A 12,904-nucleotide genomic window follows, 5' to 3' on the forward strand; every position below is an offset into this window, starting at 1 on the left:
GTCTGGAAGGACCCTGCATGACCATCAAGGGTGTCGACGTTTCCGCCTACCAGAGCGCCACGTATTCGCTCACCGGCTTTGACTTCGTGGTTGTCAAGGCGACCGAAGGAACCTCGTACCTCAACCCGCGTCACAGTGCGCAGGTGAAGCGGGCCCGGGACAACGGCCGTGTGGTGGGCCACTACCACTTCGTGCGTGACGGCAGCATGACCGCACAGGTGGACTACTTCCTGAGGCACGCGGGCGCGCAGGCGGACGAGTTCCTTGCGCTCGACTGGGAGGATCCCAGCGTCTCCAGCGTGGAGAAGGATGCGTTCCTCCGCTACCTGAAGTCGAAGGCGGGCGGCCGAAAGGTCATCCTGTACTGCAACGTCGACTACTGGAAGAACCGGGACCGCTCGTCCTACGCGGCCGACGGCCTGTGGATCGCGGGGTACAACGGCCACGCGGGCAGGCCCGGTATCCAGGCGTCCTGGCTGATCCACCAGTACACGAGCACGCCTGTGGACACGAACGTCGCCAACTTCGCGTCGCGCGCAGCAATGGCCACGTGGTCCGGCGCCAAGACGACCACGCCCGCGAAGCCTGCGACCTCGAAGCCGTCCGTCTCTGTCGCGCACCTGAACGCAGCGCGGACGCAGGACATCCCGGCGAAGACGGGGCACACCACGTACCCGACTGAGGTCAAGGTCGTCGAAGCGGCGCTGAAAGCGGAGGGCTTCCTCTCCGCGAAGTACGCCACCGACGGCTCGTGGGGGACGCTCACCGACGAGGCTTACAACCGCTTCCGCCGTGAGGTCATGAGGCTCACAGGGAAGGACGCGACCGGCTCCATCGGCCTGGAGTCCCTGAAGAAGCTCGCCGCCCGTCACGGGTTCACCGCGAAGGCATGAGCCCCGAACTCACCGTCGCACTGATCACGGCTGCGTCAGTCATTGGCGCGGCCGTGATCGCGGCTGTACCCGCATTCCTGTCGCTCCAGCGCCGTACTGCCGGCGCCGTGGCGACGGAGGGAGAGACGACCCGCGACGCCGTGGCGCAAGCCGTGCAGGCGCTCGGGTCCCAACTGAACGCCCGGATCGACGACGTCCGGGACGACGTCAGCGAAGTCCGCGAGGACGTCACCCGCGTACGCGAATGGCAGGCAGGCCACGACGCGGAACACCTGCTCATCGGCCGGACGCCGCCACAACGAGGAGACTAAATGCCGTACATCCCGCAGGGCATCGCGACCGTGCTCCTGTCCGGGCGCTACATCCGCCCTGACGGGACCCCCCTCCGCGGCAACATCACTTTCAGCGCCCCAACGCTCACGCTCTCCGCGGCCGACACCATCACCGTAGGTTCGGCGAAGGTGGAACTCGACGAGGACGGCGCCTTCAGCCTGACACTGATCGCAACCGACAACGCGAGCATGCAGCCGACGAGTTGGACCTATCAGGTTCGCGAGACCTTCATGCACGCCGAAGGTCGCTCGTACCCGGTCAAGCTCCCGCAGGCGACGCCCGTCGTCGACCTGGCGGACATCGCGCCGGCGGACCCGTCGAACGGCGACTACGTCCTCATCACCGGTCCGGCAGGCGCGCCCGGGTCGAAGATCCTCTCCGGTACCGGAGTCCCGCCCGGCGCCTCTGGCGCGAACGGGGACTTCTACATCGACACGACGTCGGGCGCCGTGAAGCTGTACGGCCCGAAGGCGTCCGGCTCCTGGCCGTCGACGGGTGTTGCGCTGGGCAGCGGCAACCTCGTGACATCGGTCAACACCCTTCAGGGAGCCGTGAACCTGGGGGCCGCGGAAGTCGGCGCCATGGCGTCGACCAACGGCAAGACGACGTCGTCCCTGACGGTCGACGGGAACGCCGGGTCGTACCGGCCCATCCGCCTCCAGTCCGGCGGTGTCGACCGTTGGCAGATCCAGACGGACGGCGTAGCGGAGACGGGCGCCAGCGCAGGCTCCAACCTCCGGATCTCGGCACGCAACGACGACGGCACTGACGCCGGACTCGCTGTGTATGTCAACCGCGCAACGAGGAAGACGGCGTTCGGCGGGAGCACGCCGTTTGGCGATGCTCAGGTGACGTCGTACGGAGCAGTCGGTATCCGCGATGTCGCCACCGATCCCGTGTCAGCAGCGTCCGGAGTTCAGGTCTACTCGAAGGGCGGCAAGACCTATGTACGGCAGGGGGACGGGAGCATCCTGACCCTTGGGACCGTGGCGTCGACGAAGAGCGCCGTCTTCCCGTCGCCGACCAGCGGCTCCGCCTTCGTCGTGTGGCGCGCCCCGCAGGCATGCACAGTCACGGCTGTGCGCGGATACCGCACGGGAGGGACGGGGGCGACGATCAACGCCTCCAAGAGCGGTGGGACGCTGCTAGCGACCGACCTCTCCCTGAGCACGGCGGATACGTGGATGGCGGGGCCGACGCTCCAGAACACTGCGATGGCGGCGGGTGACTCCCTCGTCCTCGCCGTCACAGGCGTCACGGGTACGCCGTCCGCTGTGACGGTCCAGGTCGACGTTCTCCAGGGGGCCTGATGCCGGGGGTAATCGTCGTCCAGGACGACGACATCAAGCACGTGGCGGCGCCGCGGGTCCTGTCGACGCAGCTCGTCGCCGGCACACCCCAGCGGCTCCAGGTGAGCGACTCTGCCGGACTTCTGGCGACGCTCACCGTGGGAGCGAAGACGGTCACCGTGCGCGGGCAGACGAGGACGTTCACGGAGCAGAAGCGGCCGTTCGTCGACGACTTCGACCGGACAACGTCGGGCGGGTGGGGCGCGTCCCCGGGCGGCGGGACGTGGTCCAACTCGGGCGGCAGCGACGCGGAATACAGCGTGGCGAACGGCGTCGGCCTCATCAACATGACGGCCGCCAACTCCTCCCGCCACACGTCGCTGATCAACGACGTGACTGACGTCGACGCGCGGCTCTCCTGGTCGTTGGACGTGATGCCTGTCGGCAACGCCTCGTCGCTCGCCCTCTCGTTCGCCTATGCAAGTTCTTCGAATCAGTACCGGGCGCGACTCTCCGTGCTGACGACTGGCACCGTGCAACTCACCTTGGAGTGCGAGTCGGGCGGGACCACGACGACGCTCGGAGCGCTGACGACGGTGGGCACTGGGTATGCGGTGGGCGACGTCTGGCACATCCGTGCGCAGCGCCAGGGGACGACGCTCCGATGCCGGGCATGGAAGGACGGTACGACGGAGCCGACGACGTGGGTCCACGAGGTCACGGATGCCACGCTCGGCGCCGGCAGGGTCGGTGTGCGGGGGCTCGCGAGCTCCGGCTCCACGGCGACCCCGTTCAACTTCCGGGTGCACGACATACAGGTCTATTCCGGGACCTGGCCGTCGCCGCCGGTCGTCACGCACAACACATGGGTGCGCGTCCTCCCGACGGCCTTCGACGGGACGTGGACGTCCGCGCTCGACGACCGGGTACAGCGGTGGGCCGTCGACACCACGCCGGACGTTCTGGCCTGCGCGATGATGTACGTCACCGGTGCGCCGCCCGTGTCTAGCCCCGCACTCGGCGGTGCACGGATCGCGGGGCAGTCGCTCTACGGCCCTAACGACGTCGACGGGACGAGGATCGAAGGCGGCGACTTCCACGACTTCATGGGCCGTGACTGGACGTTCGCCAACGGTGAGACGGAGGCGGCGAAGGCGTCAGAGTACGGCTGCATGGACTGCTCCGGCTTCGTCCGCATGGTCTACGGCTTCCACATGGGGATTCCCCTCGTGCGCACATCGAGCTTCAACGGCTTGAACCTGCCGCGGATGACGAAAGACATCGGCCCTTCCGGTCCCGGCGTCGTCGTCGCGCAGTCGACGGGCAGTGCGCCGCCGTTGACGGCAATGCAGATCGGCGACGTCCCCCTCTTCGACGCAGACACGGGCGACGCCGTGGCGGGGCAGATGGACCACAACGGGATCTATCTGGGCGTCGACAACGCTGGCGTGCCCCGGTTCGTCAACTCCCGGAAGACACCCAACGGGCCGACGTTCGGTGACCTGGGCGGTGCATCAACGCTCACCGGGACAGGGCTCTACGCGACGTCGCTCCGCATCGTTCGAAGATTCTGAGACCCGCGCATAACAACAGCCCCGATTTACGACACAACCCCTCTGTAGCCAACTGAGGGGAGCGGACGTGAACATCGGGATCATCGGGCGCGCACGGGTCGGGAAAGACACCGCCGGCGCCTACTTCGTGGAGAAGCACGGGTACCGGCGGGTGGCCTTCGCGGACCCGCTGAAGGAGGCGGCGCTCAGCCTGGACCCCATCGTCGACGTCAGCGTCACCGGCGACTACTTCCGACTCGGTGAGGAGGTCGCGCGCTGGGGATGGGAAGCCGTGAAGGACGACACTCCCGAAGTCCGCCGCATCCTCCAGGAGTTGGGCGCCGCGATGCGCGCCTTGGATCCCGACTTCTGGCTCCGTCAGGCCGTCGCCTCCGCCATGAAGAACGGGGAAGACGGCGTCCCAACGGTCATCACCGACGTCCGGTACCGCAACGAGGCGGAGTCGCTGAAGCGCGCCGGCTTCCACCTCGTCCACATCCACCGCCCTGGCGTCCCGAAGCTCGACCACGAGTCGGAGGGAGCGCTCGGGTGGGCGGACGCGGCCGTCACCGTCGTCAACAACGGCGACATCACACGACTACATGAGCGGCTCGAACGCGTCTGGGAGGACATCCACGCCGCGGAGTCGCGCCGCTTCGCAATGAAGTTCTGACGAGAGGAACGCATGTCACTCACGCTGTACCTGTCCATTCTCTGGCTCCGCGTGAAGGCAACACTCCGGAAGTTCGCCACACAGGAACCTGTACGACTCCGCGCCGCACTGACGTCACTCGTCATGGCGGCAGCCGTTCTCGTCCCCGCACTGGCCGACCCGAACCTCGCGCAGGCTGTCGGAGCGACGGCCGCTGTGATCCTTCCCATCGTCGTAGGTGAGTCGACGAGGACGAAGGTCAGTCCGTCGAAGTAACCGAAGCCCCGCCTTCCCACTGGGAGGGCGGGGCTTTTTGCGTTTCCGTGACGCTAAACGACTGACGGATGAGATGACCTTGACTGAAGCGTGGCTCCTGAAGCTGTCGTCAAGGTCCATATACTCCCCGTCATGCCGACCTCAACCGAGCCGCTACTCCAGGCCCTGACCCTGCTTTGGGAGCGACTTCGCGGCGATGTCCCGGAACTTCCGGTGATACGCCCCGTCGTCTCGCATACCCCACGATCTTCTGATCACCGGCCCTCCTGGACGCGCACTGACGACGGCGCTGTCGCTGGTCTCGTCATCAATGCCGACACCCTCCAGGCAGGGGCGGAGGCGCTGCTTACCTCGGTGCTTCACGACGCTGTCCATGTCCTGAACTGGCAGCGCGACGTGAAGGACGTCGCATCCCGCGGCATCTACCACAACGCGAGCTTTCTGACGGCTGCGGAGGAGGTCGGCCTCGAATGGCCGGAAGGGGCGGGACGGAGTGGCGGCACTGGCTACGCCGACGTAGCTCTGACCGACGCTGCCAGGGAGCGTCACGCGTCTGACCTGGCCACGCTGCCTGAGGTCATCGAGCAGGCGCTCCCACATATCGCACTGCCAGCGAAGACGAGACGCGCCACAGACAGGCTCACCCTGTCTTGTCAGTGCACGCCCCCAAGGAAGTTCAGGATGTCCCGCACTGTCGCAGCTCAGGGGCCAGTTATCTGCGGCGTGTGCAGCAAGGAATTCACGGCTGACTGATCGAGCCTCTTAACAATGCGGTAGTGTCCCCGTATTGTCAGTGCCTCGCGGTACTCTGCCGCGAAGCGCCGTGCGTCGTGTGAGAGGTCAGGCAGGATGAGCCCGAAGGATGTCGAGCGCGCACTCACGAACCCGGTGGTGCCTGACGTCGACGAGCTCAACACGCTTGACTTCGACTCCATTGCAGACGAGGCGGAAGAACAGCTCATCGCACGCGGGGCTGCCTACGCCCGCGAATACGCCCGCATCGAGCATGCGCCCACCGTCCTCGCCGTGAACCTGGCGACGGTCCTCCTGGCGCTGCGCCGGCAGCATGACGACTACCTCGGGCGTGACTACGACTACCGTCAGAAGGCGGCGGAGGTCTACAACCAGTCCGGTATCCAGGACAAGGATCAGTTGGACCGTCTGAAGGGCAATGTCCGCTACCACATCAACAACCTCATCCGCCGACAGCTCACGTCGCGTGAGCTGAAGCGTCTCGGATTGCTTGAGACGTCGGCGCTGGAGCGGCAGCAGGACCGGCGCGCGACCAACTCGGCAATCGTGAAGGCCGCCACCGCCTCCAGTGAGGCCGCCTCGTCGACGTCGGGGCGGAAGAAGTCCACGGAGAAGGGGACGGAAGTCGTCCCCGCGCAGGCAGTCAAAGCGACCGCGGATCACCTCCGTCTAGCGCATGTGGCAGCGAACATTGTGGGGCAGATCGACCCCGACGTGATCGACGACGACATGACCCCGGGGCAGATTGCCAAACTGGACGAGCAGCTCGCGGCCGTGGAATCCGCGACTCGACGCCTGCGTCGGCACCTGAAGAAGGCCAGGTCAGAGGGCTAGCAGCTCGTCGACGTCGGCCCGCTCCTCGTCCGCCCCGCAGTCCAAACCGTCAAACTAACCCCCTGTTTCCACTTCTCTCTAACGTGCGTAGGGAGAAAGTGAAAGTAGGGGGTTAGTTTGCATTTTTGGCGCGCGGTTTGGCCGTCCTCCTCTTCGCGGAGGACGACACCGACGAGGACGAGGAAGTCCCATACGACTTCGACGAGCTGCTGTGACCATCCATCGCCCTCAGGGCAGCGAGTACTCGGTGTGGTGATCCCGGTCGCGGCCGGTTCCGGGATGACGCTCCGGGAGATTTTGTGCAGAAGGAAGCCGCATCAGGTTAGTGCTCGTTAACGTCCTGTGCCTATGTAGCCCCCAGCAGGCACGACGGTGATCGATCAGAGCGGTCATAGAGGTAACAACCCCTTCCAGGAGCGGAGCGTCAGGGGCAAGCTAGGCGGGACGGCGGCAGTCGGCGGCACTGAGTGCCGCGAGTCATCGCCAACTGTGGCACCGAGGGTTATCGTCCAGGATCCGAAACGGTTAGGGCACCAGCCAACGGGGCGATAAAACAGAAGACTTGAAGGAGGGACCATGGCGAGCGAGAAGAGCACTCCCGCGGTAGACGTCCGCATCGGGGGCTTCCGTGTGACGTGGCAGCGCGTACCCGTGCGCCTCGTCGCGTTCCTGACGACGGGCGTCGGCTCTGCGCTCACTGCGTGGTGGACATCAAGGTGAGTCATTCACGCTCCTACCGAGCCTCTGGAGTTGCTCAAGTGCCGTTTGTGCGCAGCGCGGTTGACGCACACTGCCGCCATGAGCGATTGGTGGGGAACGGCGCCGGCGTGGGTGAGCGCGATCGGGACGAGTGGGTCGCTAATGATGGGCTTCACGATCTTGATGCGGGACCGGCGGAAGGACGAGCGCGCTGACGCACAGAAAGTAGTCGTCTTCCGCGACGGGGAGGAAGACGGAGAGGCGCGCGTCAGCGTTCGCAACATGGCTGACAGGCCGATCATCCAAGTGGTGTTGTTGACGCTTCGTAGCGCGGATGAGCCCAATTCAGCGGCCGAAGCAACCGCCTACGACAGGGAAATTGAGGCAGGAGGTTCAAGGCGTTACGCGGTTCCGTGGCCGGTTGATCGGGCGCGCTTGTTGTTCCATGACGCTGACGGCATCTGGTGGGCACGAGACCTGAAAAGTAGCCAGGTCAGGAAGGTGGGGCGTCGGCGCGTGGATGGCTCCTCCTTCGCTCCCGGCAACGTCGTATGGAGCCACGGTTGGCGGGAGAACCTCCGTGCCGCATGGCCGGGCACTGTTGCGCGATGGATTCGCCGTGGACCTCGGGCATAACATCCGCTCCCGATTACGACACAACCCATGTGTAAGCACGAAGCGAGCACAAGGGAGGCCACATGGCCGGAGTGTCCACAATCAAGCGCGGTGACTCGCGCTTCTACGTCGACCCCGAAGACGGGTCCATCAAGGTTCCGGGCGTGACGTCGGTCGGCAGCATGCTGCCGAAGGACTTCCTCACCTTCTGGGCGGCGAAGGAAGCCGCGGAGGCGGCCGTCAACAACTGGGACATCGTCTCGCAGCTCGTCCAGCGCGACCCGAAGGGCGCGGTCGACTACCTGAAGGGCGCGCACCGACGGAAGTCGAAGGCTGCGGCGGATCTCGGCTCCGCAGCACACGACTACTTCGAGCGCCTGGCGCGCGGGGAGACCGTCAACGATCGTCACGTCCACGTCGACGTGAAGCCGCACGTCCGCCACTTCCGCGAGTTCCTGGAGCAAGTACAGCCGGAGTTCCTCTTCCTGGAAGAGACCGTCTGGAGCGACACGGACAAGTACGCCGGCAGCTTCGACGCAATCGCGAAGGTGGACGGCGAGATCGTCATTCTCGACTGGAAGACGTCGAAGTCGATCTATGACTCTGTCGCACTCCAGCTCTCCGCCTACCGCTTCGCGGACCGCATCATCATCGCGGAGACGGGGGAGAGCGTTCCCGTCCCGGAGATCGTCGGCGGCGGCGCGCTGCACGTCCGCCCCGAGGGTTGGGCGCTTCACCCGGTGCAGTGCGACGAGGAGGTGTTCAAGACGTTCAACCACCTCCGCGGCGTTTTCGACTGGGAGAAGGGCGGAAAGCGCGGCGTGATCGGAAAGCCGATCGCGTCGGGCGGCGCGTTCGTCACTGGCACGCAGAGGAGGGCGGCGTGAAGGCATTCCACCGCATGAGCGGGGACGTGCGGATCGATCTTCCGAACGGCGAGGGCCTCCGGATTGAGGTGCGCGACACGCCCCGCAGCGCCTTTGCCATGCCGCTTCGCCAACTCATCGTGCCGCGCAAGGAGTTTGAGGAGCTCGCGCAGCAGATCCGGGACGAGGACGAGGAGAAGGTGCGGCTCCGACGTGAGTGCGACGAGACGCAAGGCGCGTTCCTTCGTGCCTGTGACGAGCTGGACGAGTGGAAGCGCAAAGCGGCGGAGCGGCCTGACGTCGACGAGTTGAAGGCAGTCATCGTCAGCCAGGCGCGGGAGATCGCGCGACGGAAGGGGGAGAGCGGGTGAGCAACTTCGCACGTGGAGGAAGCATCCGTAAGCCTCAGCAGGAGTCCAGTAGCGCCGTCATGCTCGGGGCGTGCCTCGCCATCGCGGCCGTTCTGCCGGCGGAGGCATGGCTCCTCATGCTCGTCTTCGGCGCGGTGCACGGCGTGATTGCCGCCGTGCCTGCGATCGGCTTCGGTACGGCGGTGCTCTTCGTCGTCGGTCTGACCATGGTGACGGGCTACCTCCGGAAGCTCTTCCGCCGCAGCTAACGCTAGTCACCCACACATGCGGGGCGTCCAGTTCGGGCGCCCCGCTTCGCATGCGCCCCAGAGGAGAGATCTTGCACGAGTTCGTTGAGTGGCCGAAGACGAAGCGGCTCTTCCGGGACATCGTCATCACGGAGAAGTTGGACGGCACGAACTCCGCGATCCACATCAGCGCAGGGTACGAAGTCGCTCACCCCTCGCTCTTCGAGCTGAAGCCGGGGGAGGCGATCGTTGATGGGCGGCTGTACCGTCTCAGCGCGCAGTCCCGGAAGCGCATCATCACGCCGGGCAAGACGTCCGACAACTACGGCTTCGCAGCGTGGGTCTACGACAACGCCGCGGACCTCGTTCGGATCCTGGGCGAAGGACTCCACTACGGCGAGTGGTACGGGAAGGGGATCCAGCGGGGCTACGGTCTCGACGGCCGGCGGTTCGCGCTCTTCAACACGGCACGATGGTTCGCGACGGGGGAGGACGGCCTCGACTCAATGTCGACGCGCGCTGAGACTTCCGCGCTCGCGGGGCAAATCGGTGCGGTGCCTGTGATCTACGTCGGCGTGTTCAGCGAGGCTCGCATCAATCACGCGCTCCTCAGCCTGAAGACGCACGGCTCTCACGCCGCTCCCGGCTTCATGAACCCGGAAGGTGTCTGCATCTTCCACACGCAGACCCGCAACGTCTTCAAAGTCACGCTCGACAACCAGGACGCGGGCAAGTGGGAGGTAGCTGCGTGAGTCGTTTCTCGCTGACTACGGTGTGTTGAACCATGGGATGCCGGGAGGGGCCCTGCAAGGACCGGCCCCCTCCCGGTGTCGTTACAGAACGAACCCGAGCGCCTTCGCGGCAGTGAGGCAGACAACGAGGCTGACGCCGAAGGACGCACCCGCGACCTTCAAGGTGTGGGCAACACGCTTCCCCCGCACCCGCCTTGCGTCCTCCGTTGGCATGCCCGGTGTGGGCGCCTCAGCCATCGCGAACGCGAGGATGCCTGCAATCAGCGCCACGGCGAACGAGATCAAGGCGCACACGGCAACCGCGACGATCCTGGCTGACAGCGGCAGCGCGCTGTCAGTTGCTCCCCCTCCGGCTCCTGGGCCGGTGGTGGCTGCGAGGACGGCGAGGTTGCCATCCTTAGCACTCAACGAAATTGGGATCTTGGTGAGCTCGGCGCCCACAGGCCGCTCCTGAATGGTCGTACAACGGGCGGAAACGGAGCCACAGAGTAGCCCCAGTCGGAACCCGCACGACCGGAGCGCGCAGAGTGCCTGACCAGCGTGCGCAGAGGGCAACGTACCTCTGTCAGCCCAATAGCACACCGGATTCAGACAACGTCCGTGACTGCATGCGCCCTTGATGGGTTATGTGCCCTGCCAGAAGAGGACGACGGCTCATGCACGGCAGTCCAATTGGGCTGATTGTTCGACAGTCGAAGGAGCCGCGAACGGCCAGCGGAACGGCCCGTCGAAGTCGAAGAGGGGCCGACGGAGGTCTCCGGGGTCCGCGGGGAGGCCGAATGCCCGCGCGCTCACGACGAGTTGGAGACCTACTCGTGTCAGCTCTGCGGCGCTGACATCTAGCGCTAGCCACACACGCACCACCTCAGCCCTCGGTTGCTTCGGCGCCGGGGGCTTTCGGCGTGTAACCACACGAGAGGAGGGGCCATGCCCCCGAGGAAGCCACTCAAGATCGAAACCGCCGACGGTTCCACTCTCGACCTCGTTGAGCGGGGAGTCGAGTACGACCTCCACCTCCGCGCAGCCGACGGGCGCACCGTCGCCACGGTGGAGATGAGCCGCGACGACGTGCGGAAGCTCCTGATCGACGCCGCGGAGTGCATGTGAGCGCCCGCACCGTCGACGAGGAGCGCGCCTCCATCCACCTGCGATGGATCGGATGTACGAGGGATACGACGAGCTCGCGGAGCTGCTCGACGACCTCCTCCGTGCCCACGCGCGGGAGTTGGCGGAGAAGATCCGCAACCACGACCCGTCGCCGGCCCCCGTGTGGAGGTGGAGCGACGAGTACACCGACGGCGTCCACACGTCCGCGGATCTGATCGACCCGAAGGAGAGGCAGTGAAGTACATCCGTGCATTCACCGGAGACCACGATCCGCGGGGAGGTCGCTGATGTTCGGCCAGAAGACGTCGACCGTCGACGAGATGCGGGAGGCACTGACGCAGGGGCTCATGGAGTCGAAGGCGTCGGTCCTGGAGCCGCTCTTCGATGCGGCCGACGGCATGCGTGCCGACCTCCAGAGCCGCGGATGGTCGGACGATATCGTCCAGTACCTGGCGGCGCAGTGGCTCGCCGCGATGCTCGCGAAGGTGGGTGCGGCGTGACGTACACCCTTGCCGACGCCGTCCGCGAGCAGTTCGAGCGCGACCACCCACGCGGGAGGAACACGCTTCTGTGCGAGCAGTGTCGGCGCCGGAAGGACCGGATGGCGTTCCGCGAGACGCCGTGGCACGGGCGTGCGGCCCGGTGCATGAGCTGTGAGGGCGAGCAGTGGTGGAAGAGCCGCCACGAGCGTGCGTATTGGGAGCTCGCGCAGGCGCGGGAGAAGCTCCGCGCTTACCAGCGTTACGCGGCATTCCTGAAGTACGCCCACTTCCCGCGCCGGTACGTCATGGCGTGGGGGTATCCCGACCCGCTCCGCGAGCTCCCCTACGAGCGCCCCCGCCCGAAAATCCGAACCAAGCAGACGAGAACGAGGACGATTCGATGAGCTTCCCGCAGCCCGGTGACTTCGCCCTAACGAAGATCACCAGGCTTTCCGGTGCCGCCATATCCGCCGGCCAATGGCTGGTCGGCGACGGCGCCCCTGTGCAACATGCCTTCGTCTACGTCGGCAACGGCGAGATCGTCCAAGCGATGCCGGGTGGAGCGGAGTTGATCCGCCTGGAGGACGCGAGCGAACCCGTCGTGTGGTCGACGGGGAGGATCCCGCTCACAGCCGCGGAGCGCATGCGTGTCTGCGGCGCTGCTCGCGGCCTCGTCGGGACGCCGTACTCGTTCATGGATTACGTCTCTATCGCGCTCGCGTTCTACCGGATCCGCCCGCGATGGGTGCGGGACTTCGTGACGGACACGGGCCACCTGATTTGCAGTCAGTTGGTCGACGAGGCTTACCTCCGGGCGGGTGTCCACCTCTTCGACGACGGCCGGATCCCGGGGGATGTCACGCCGGGGGATCTGTGGAAGTTGCTCCAGTCAGAGCGTGTGTCATCGACAGACGGCTGCTTGTGGCAGCCGGGGCACGACGCCGTGGGCCCCTTGCCCATGTGAGACAAAGGGGCCCCTTCAACACCTGTCCCTCAAACCTTAGTTGCCTTCGTCCAGGCGATGAGCTTGTCAAGGAAGGTATTGACGTCGATGTGCGTTCGGGCGGGGAGTACAGGCCAGAGGATCCATGTCGGAAGCATGGCAACGACGATGACCAGTACAGGAAGAAAGCGCAGAGCCACAAGCAGATGGCGAGGGCTCACCAGCTCTGCAAGAGATTGCAGCCAGGTGGGAAGCATCG

General features: G+C 65.8%; 19 protein-coding genes. 17 read left to right on the forward strand and 2 right to left on the reverse strand.

Annotated features, from left to right (window positions below):
• Positions 1–17: 17 nt before the first annotated feature.
• The 12 genes from ACP4E5_RS38415 (at position 18) to ACP4E5_RS38470 (ending at position 10,113) form a co-directional block, all read left to right on the forward strand.
• Complete coding sequence (locus ACP4E5_RS38415; RefSeq protein ID WP_425837355.1) at positions 18–893, forward strand: glycoside hydrolase family 25 protein; 876 nt, start codon at positions 18–20, stop codon at positions 891–893.
• A complete protein-coding gene (locus ACP4E5_RS38420) occupies positions 890–1,204 on the forward strand; it encodes a hypothetical protein (protein WP_425837358.1) in 315 nt (104 codons plus the stop codon). Before ACP4E5_RS38415 ends, ACP4E5_RS38420 begins: the two co-directional genes overlap by 4 nt.
• Positions 1,205–2,536, forward strand: a complete 1,332-nt coding sequence (locus ACP4E5_RS38425) for a hypothetical protein (protein WP_425837361.1) — start codon at positions 1,205–1,207, stop codon at positions 2,534–2,536.
• On the forward strand, positions 2,536–4,089 hold the full coding sequence (locus ACP4E5_RS38430; RefSeq protein ID WP_425837363.1) for an NlpC/P60 family protein: 1,554 nt from the start codon (positions 2,536–2,538) through the stop codon (positions 4,087–4,089). Before ACP4E5_RS38425 ends, ACP4E5_RS38430 begins: the two co-directional genes overlap by 1 nt.
• A gap of 67 nt (positions 4,090–4,156) precedes the next feature.
• Complete coding sequence (locus ACP4E5_RS38435; protein WP_425837366.1) at positions 4,157–4,741, forward strand: deoxynucleotide monophosphate kinase family protein; 585 nt, start codon at positions 4,157–4,159, stop codon at positions 4,739–4,741.
• A 387-nt stretch (positions 4,742–5,128) separates the two neighbouring features.
• Entirely contained in the window at positions 5,129–5,749 is a 621-nt protein-coding gene (locus tag ACP4E5_RS38440; protein WP_425837368.1) for a hypothetical protein, read from the forward strand.
• A 96-nt stretch (positions 5,750–5,845) separates the two neighbouring features.
• A complete protein-coding gene (locus ACP4E5_RS38445) occupies positions 5,846–6,583 on the forward strand; it encodes a hypothetical protein (RefSeq protein ID WP_425837371.1) in 738 nt (245 codons plus the stop codon).
• Positions 6,584–7,159: 576 nt separating this feature from the next.
• Positions 7,160–7,303 carry a hypothetical protein gene (locus tag ACP4E5_RS38450; protein ID WP_425837374.1) on the forward strand — a complete coding sequence of 48 codons (144 nt, stop codon included), beginning with the start codon at positions 7,160–7,162 and terminating at the stop codon, positions 7,301–7,303.
• 677 nt (positions 7,304–7,980) lie between these two features.
• Positions 7,981–8,784, forward strand: a complete 804-nt coding sequence (locus ACP4E5_RS38455; RefSeq protein ID WP_425837377.1) for a hypothetical protein — start codon at positions 7,981–7,983, stop codon at positions 8,782–8,784.
• Positions 8,781–9,134, forward strand: a complete 354-nt coding sequence (locus ACP4E5_RS38460; protein ID WP_425837379.1) for a hypothetical protein — start codon at positions 8,781–8,783, stop codon at positions 9,132–9,134. The genes ACP4E5_RS38455 and ACP4E5_RS38460 overlap by 4 nt, the downstream gene beginning before the upstream one ends.
• Positions 9,131–9,382: a hypothetical protein gene (locus tag ACP4E5_RS38465; RefSeq protein WP_425837381.1), complete on the forward strand. Its 252-nt coding sequence runs from the start codon at positions 9,131–9,133 to the stop codon at positions 9,380–9,382. The genes ACP4E5_RS38460 and ACP4E5_RS38465 overlap by 4 nt, the downstream gene beginning before the upstream one ends.
• 50 nt (positions 9,383–9,432) lie before the next feature.
• Positions 9,433–10,113, forward strand: a complete 681-nt coding sequence (locus tag ACP4E5_RS38470) for an RNA ligase family protein (RefSeq protein WP_425837384.1) — start codon at positions 9,433–9,435, stop codon at positions 10,111–10,113.
• A gap of 81 nt (positions 10,114–10,194) precedes the next feature.
• Here ACP4E5_RS38470 and ACP4E5_RS38475 read toward each other — a convergent pair whose 3' ends face one another.
• A complete protein-coding gene (locus ACP4E5_RS38475) occupies positions 10,195–10,554 on the reverse strand; it encodes a hypothetical protein (protein WP_425837387.1) in 360 nt (119 codons plus the stop codon).
• Between the two features lie 486 nt (positions 10,555–11,040).
• Here ACP4E5_RS38475 and ACP4E5_RS38480 point away from each other — a divergent pair, with 486 nt between their 5' ends.
• The 5 genes from ACP4E5_RS38480 to ACP4E5_RS38500 are packed head-to-tail and all read left to right on the forward strand — an operon-like array spanning position 11,041 to position 12,666.
• Positions 11,041–11,220: a hypothetical protein gene (locus ACP4E5_RS38480; RefSeq protein ID WP_425837390.1), complete on the forward strand. Its 180-nt coding sequence runs from the start codon at positions 11,041–11,043 to the stop codon at positions 11,218–11,220.
• A gap of 43 nt (positions 11,221–11,263) precedes the next feature.
• Positions 11,264–11,458: a hypothetical protein gene (locus ACP4E5_RS38485; RefSeq protein ID WP_425837392.1), complete on the forward strand. Its 195-nt coding sequence runs from the start codon at positions 11,264–11,266 to the stop codon at positions 11,456–11,458.
• 49 nt (positions 11,459–11,507) lie between these two features.
• Entirely contained in the window at positions 11,508–11,720 is a 213-nt protein-coding gene (locus tag ACP4E5_RS38490) for a hypothetical protein (protein ID WP_425837395.1), read from the forward strand.
• Positions 11,717–12,106 carry a hypothetical protein gene (locus ACP4E5_RS38495; RefSeq protein ID WP_425837397.1) on the forward strand — a complete coding sequence of 130 codons (390 nt, stop codon included), beginning with the start codon at positions 11,717–11,719 and terminating at the stop codon, positions 12,104–12,106. The genes ACP4E5_RS38490 and ACP4E5_RS38495 overlap by 4 nt, the downstream gene beginning before the upstream one ends.
• On the forward strand, positions 12,103–12,666 hold the full coding sequence (locus tag ACP4E5_RS38500; RefSeq protein WP_425837400.1) for a hypothetical protein: 564 nt from the start codon (positions 12,103–12,105) through the stop codon (positions 12,664–12,666). Before ACP4E5_RS38495 ends, ACP4E5_RS38500 begins: the two co-directional genes overlap by 4 nt.
• 29 nt (positions 12,667–12,695) lie before the next feature.
• Here ACP4E5_RS38500 and ACP4E5_RS38505 read toward each other — a convergent pair whose 3' ends face one another.
• Complete coding sequence (locus ACP4E5_RS38505; protein WP_425837403.1) at positions 12,696–12,902, reverse strand: hypothetical protein; 207 nt, start codon at positions 12,900–12,902, stop codon at positions 12,696–12,698.
• Positions 12,903–12,904 lie beyond the last annotated feature (2 nt).

Origin of the sequence: Streptomyces fractus (genome assembly GCF_049844455.1) — a bacterium.
In the GTDB taxonomy this organism is placed as follows: domain Bacteria; phylum Actinomycetota; class Actinomycetes; order Streptomycetales; family Streptomycetaceae; genus Streptomyces; species Streptomyces fractus.

What these genes read in the sequence shown, in the direction of transcription:
- ACP4E5_RS38425 (WP_425837361.1), top strand. Translation starts at nt 1,205, where the DNA reads ATGCCGTACATCCCGCAGGGCATCGCGACCGTGCTCCTGTCCGGGCGC.
- ACP4E5_RS38485 (WP_425837392.1), top strand. Translation starts at nt 11,264, where the DNA reads ATGGATCGGATGTACGAGGGATACGACGAGCTCGCGGAGCTGCTCGAC.
- ACP4E5_RS38415 (WP_425837355.1), top strand. Translation starts at nt 18, where the DNA reads ATGACCATCAAGGGTGTCGACGTTTCCGCCTACCAGAGCGCCACGTAT.
- ACP4E5_RS38445 (WP_425837371.1), top strand. Translation starts at nt 5,846, where the DNA reads ATGAGCCCGAAGGATGTCGAGCGCGCACTCACGAACCCGGTGGTGCCT.
- ACP4E5_RS38420 (WP_425837358.1), top strand. Translation starts at nt 890, where the DNA reads ATGAGCCCCGAACTCACCGTCGCACTGATCACGGCTGCGTCAGTCATT.
- ACP4E5_RS38455 (WP_425837377.1), top strand. Translation starts at nt 7,981, where the DNA reads ATGGCCGGAGTGTCCACAATCAAGCGCGGTGACTCGCGCTTCTACGTC.
- ACP4E5_RS38440 (WP_425837368.1), top strand. Translation starts at nt 5,129, where the DNA reads ATGCCGACCTCAACCGAGCCGCTACTCCAGGCCCTGACCCTGCTTTGG.
- ACP4E5_RS38500 (WP_425837400.1), top strand. Translation starts at nt 12,103, where the DNA reads ATGAGCTTCCCGCAGCCCGGTGACTTCGCCCTAACGAAGATCACCAGG.
- ACP4E5_RS38430 (WP_425837363.1), top strand. Translation starts at nt 2,536, where the DNA reads ATGCCGGGGGTAATCGTCGTCCAGGACGACGACATCAAGCACGTGGCG.
- ACP4E5_RS38505 (WP_425837403.1), bottom strand. Translation starts at nt 12,902, where the DNA reads ATGCTTCCCACCTGGCTGCAATCTCTTGCAGAGCTGGTGAGCCCTCGC.
- ACP4E5_RS38470 (WP_425837384.1), top strand. Translation starts at nt 9,433, where the DNA reads ATGCGCCCCAGAGGAGAGATCTTGCACGAGTTCGTTGAGTGGCCGAAG.
- ACP4E5_RS38480 (WP_425837390.1), top strand. Translation starts at nt 11,041, where the DNA reads ATGCCCCCGAGGAAGCCACTCAAGATCGAAACCGCCGACGGTTCCACT.
- ACP4E5_RS38490 (WP_425837395.1), top strand. Translation starts at nt 11,508, where the DNA reads ATGTTCGGCCAGAAGACGTCGACCGTCGACGAGATGCGGGAGGCACTG.
- ACP4E5_RS38450 (WP_425837374.1), top strand. Translation starts at nt 7,160, where the DNA reads ATGGCGAGCGAGAAGAGCACTCCCGCGGTAGACGTCCGCATCGGGGGC.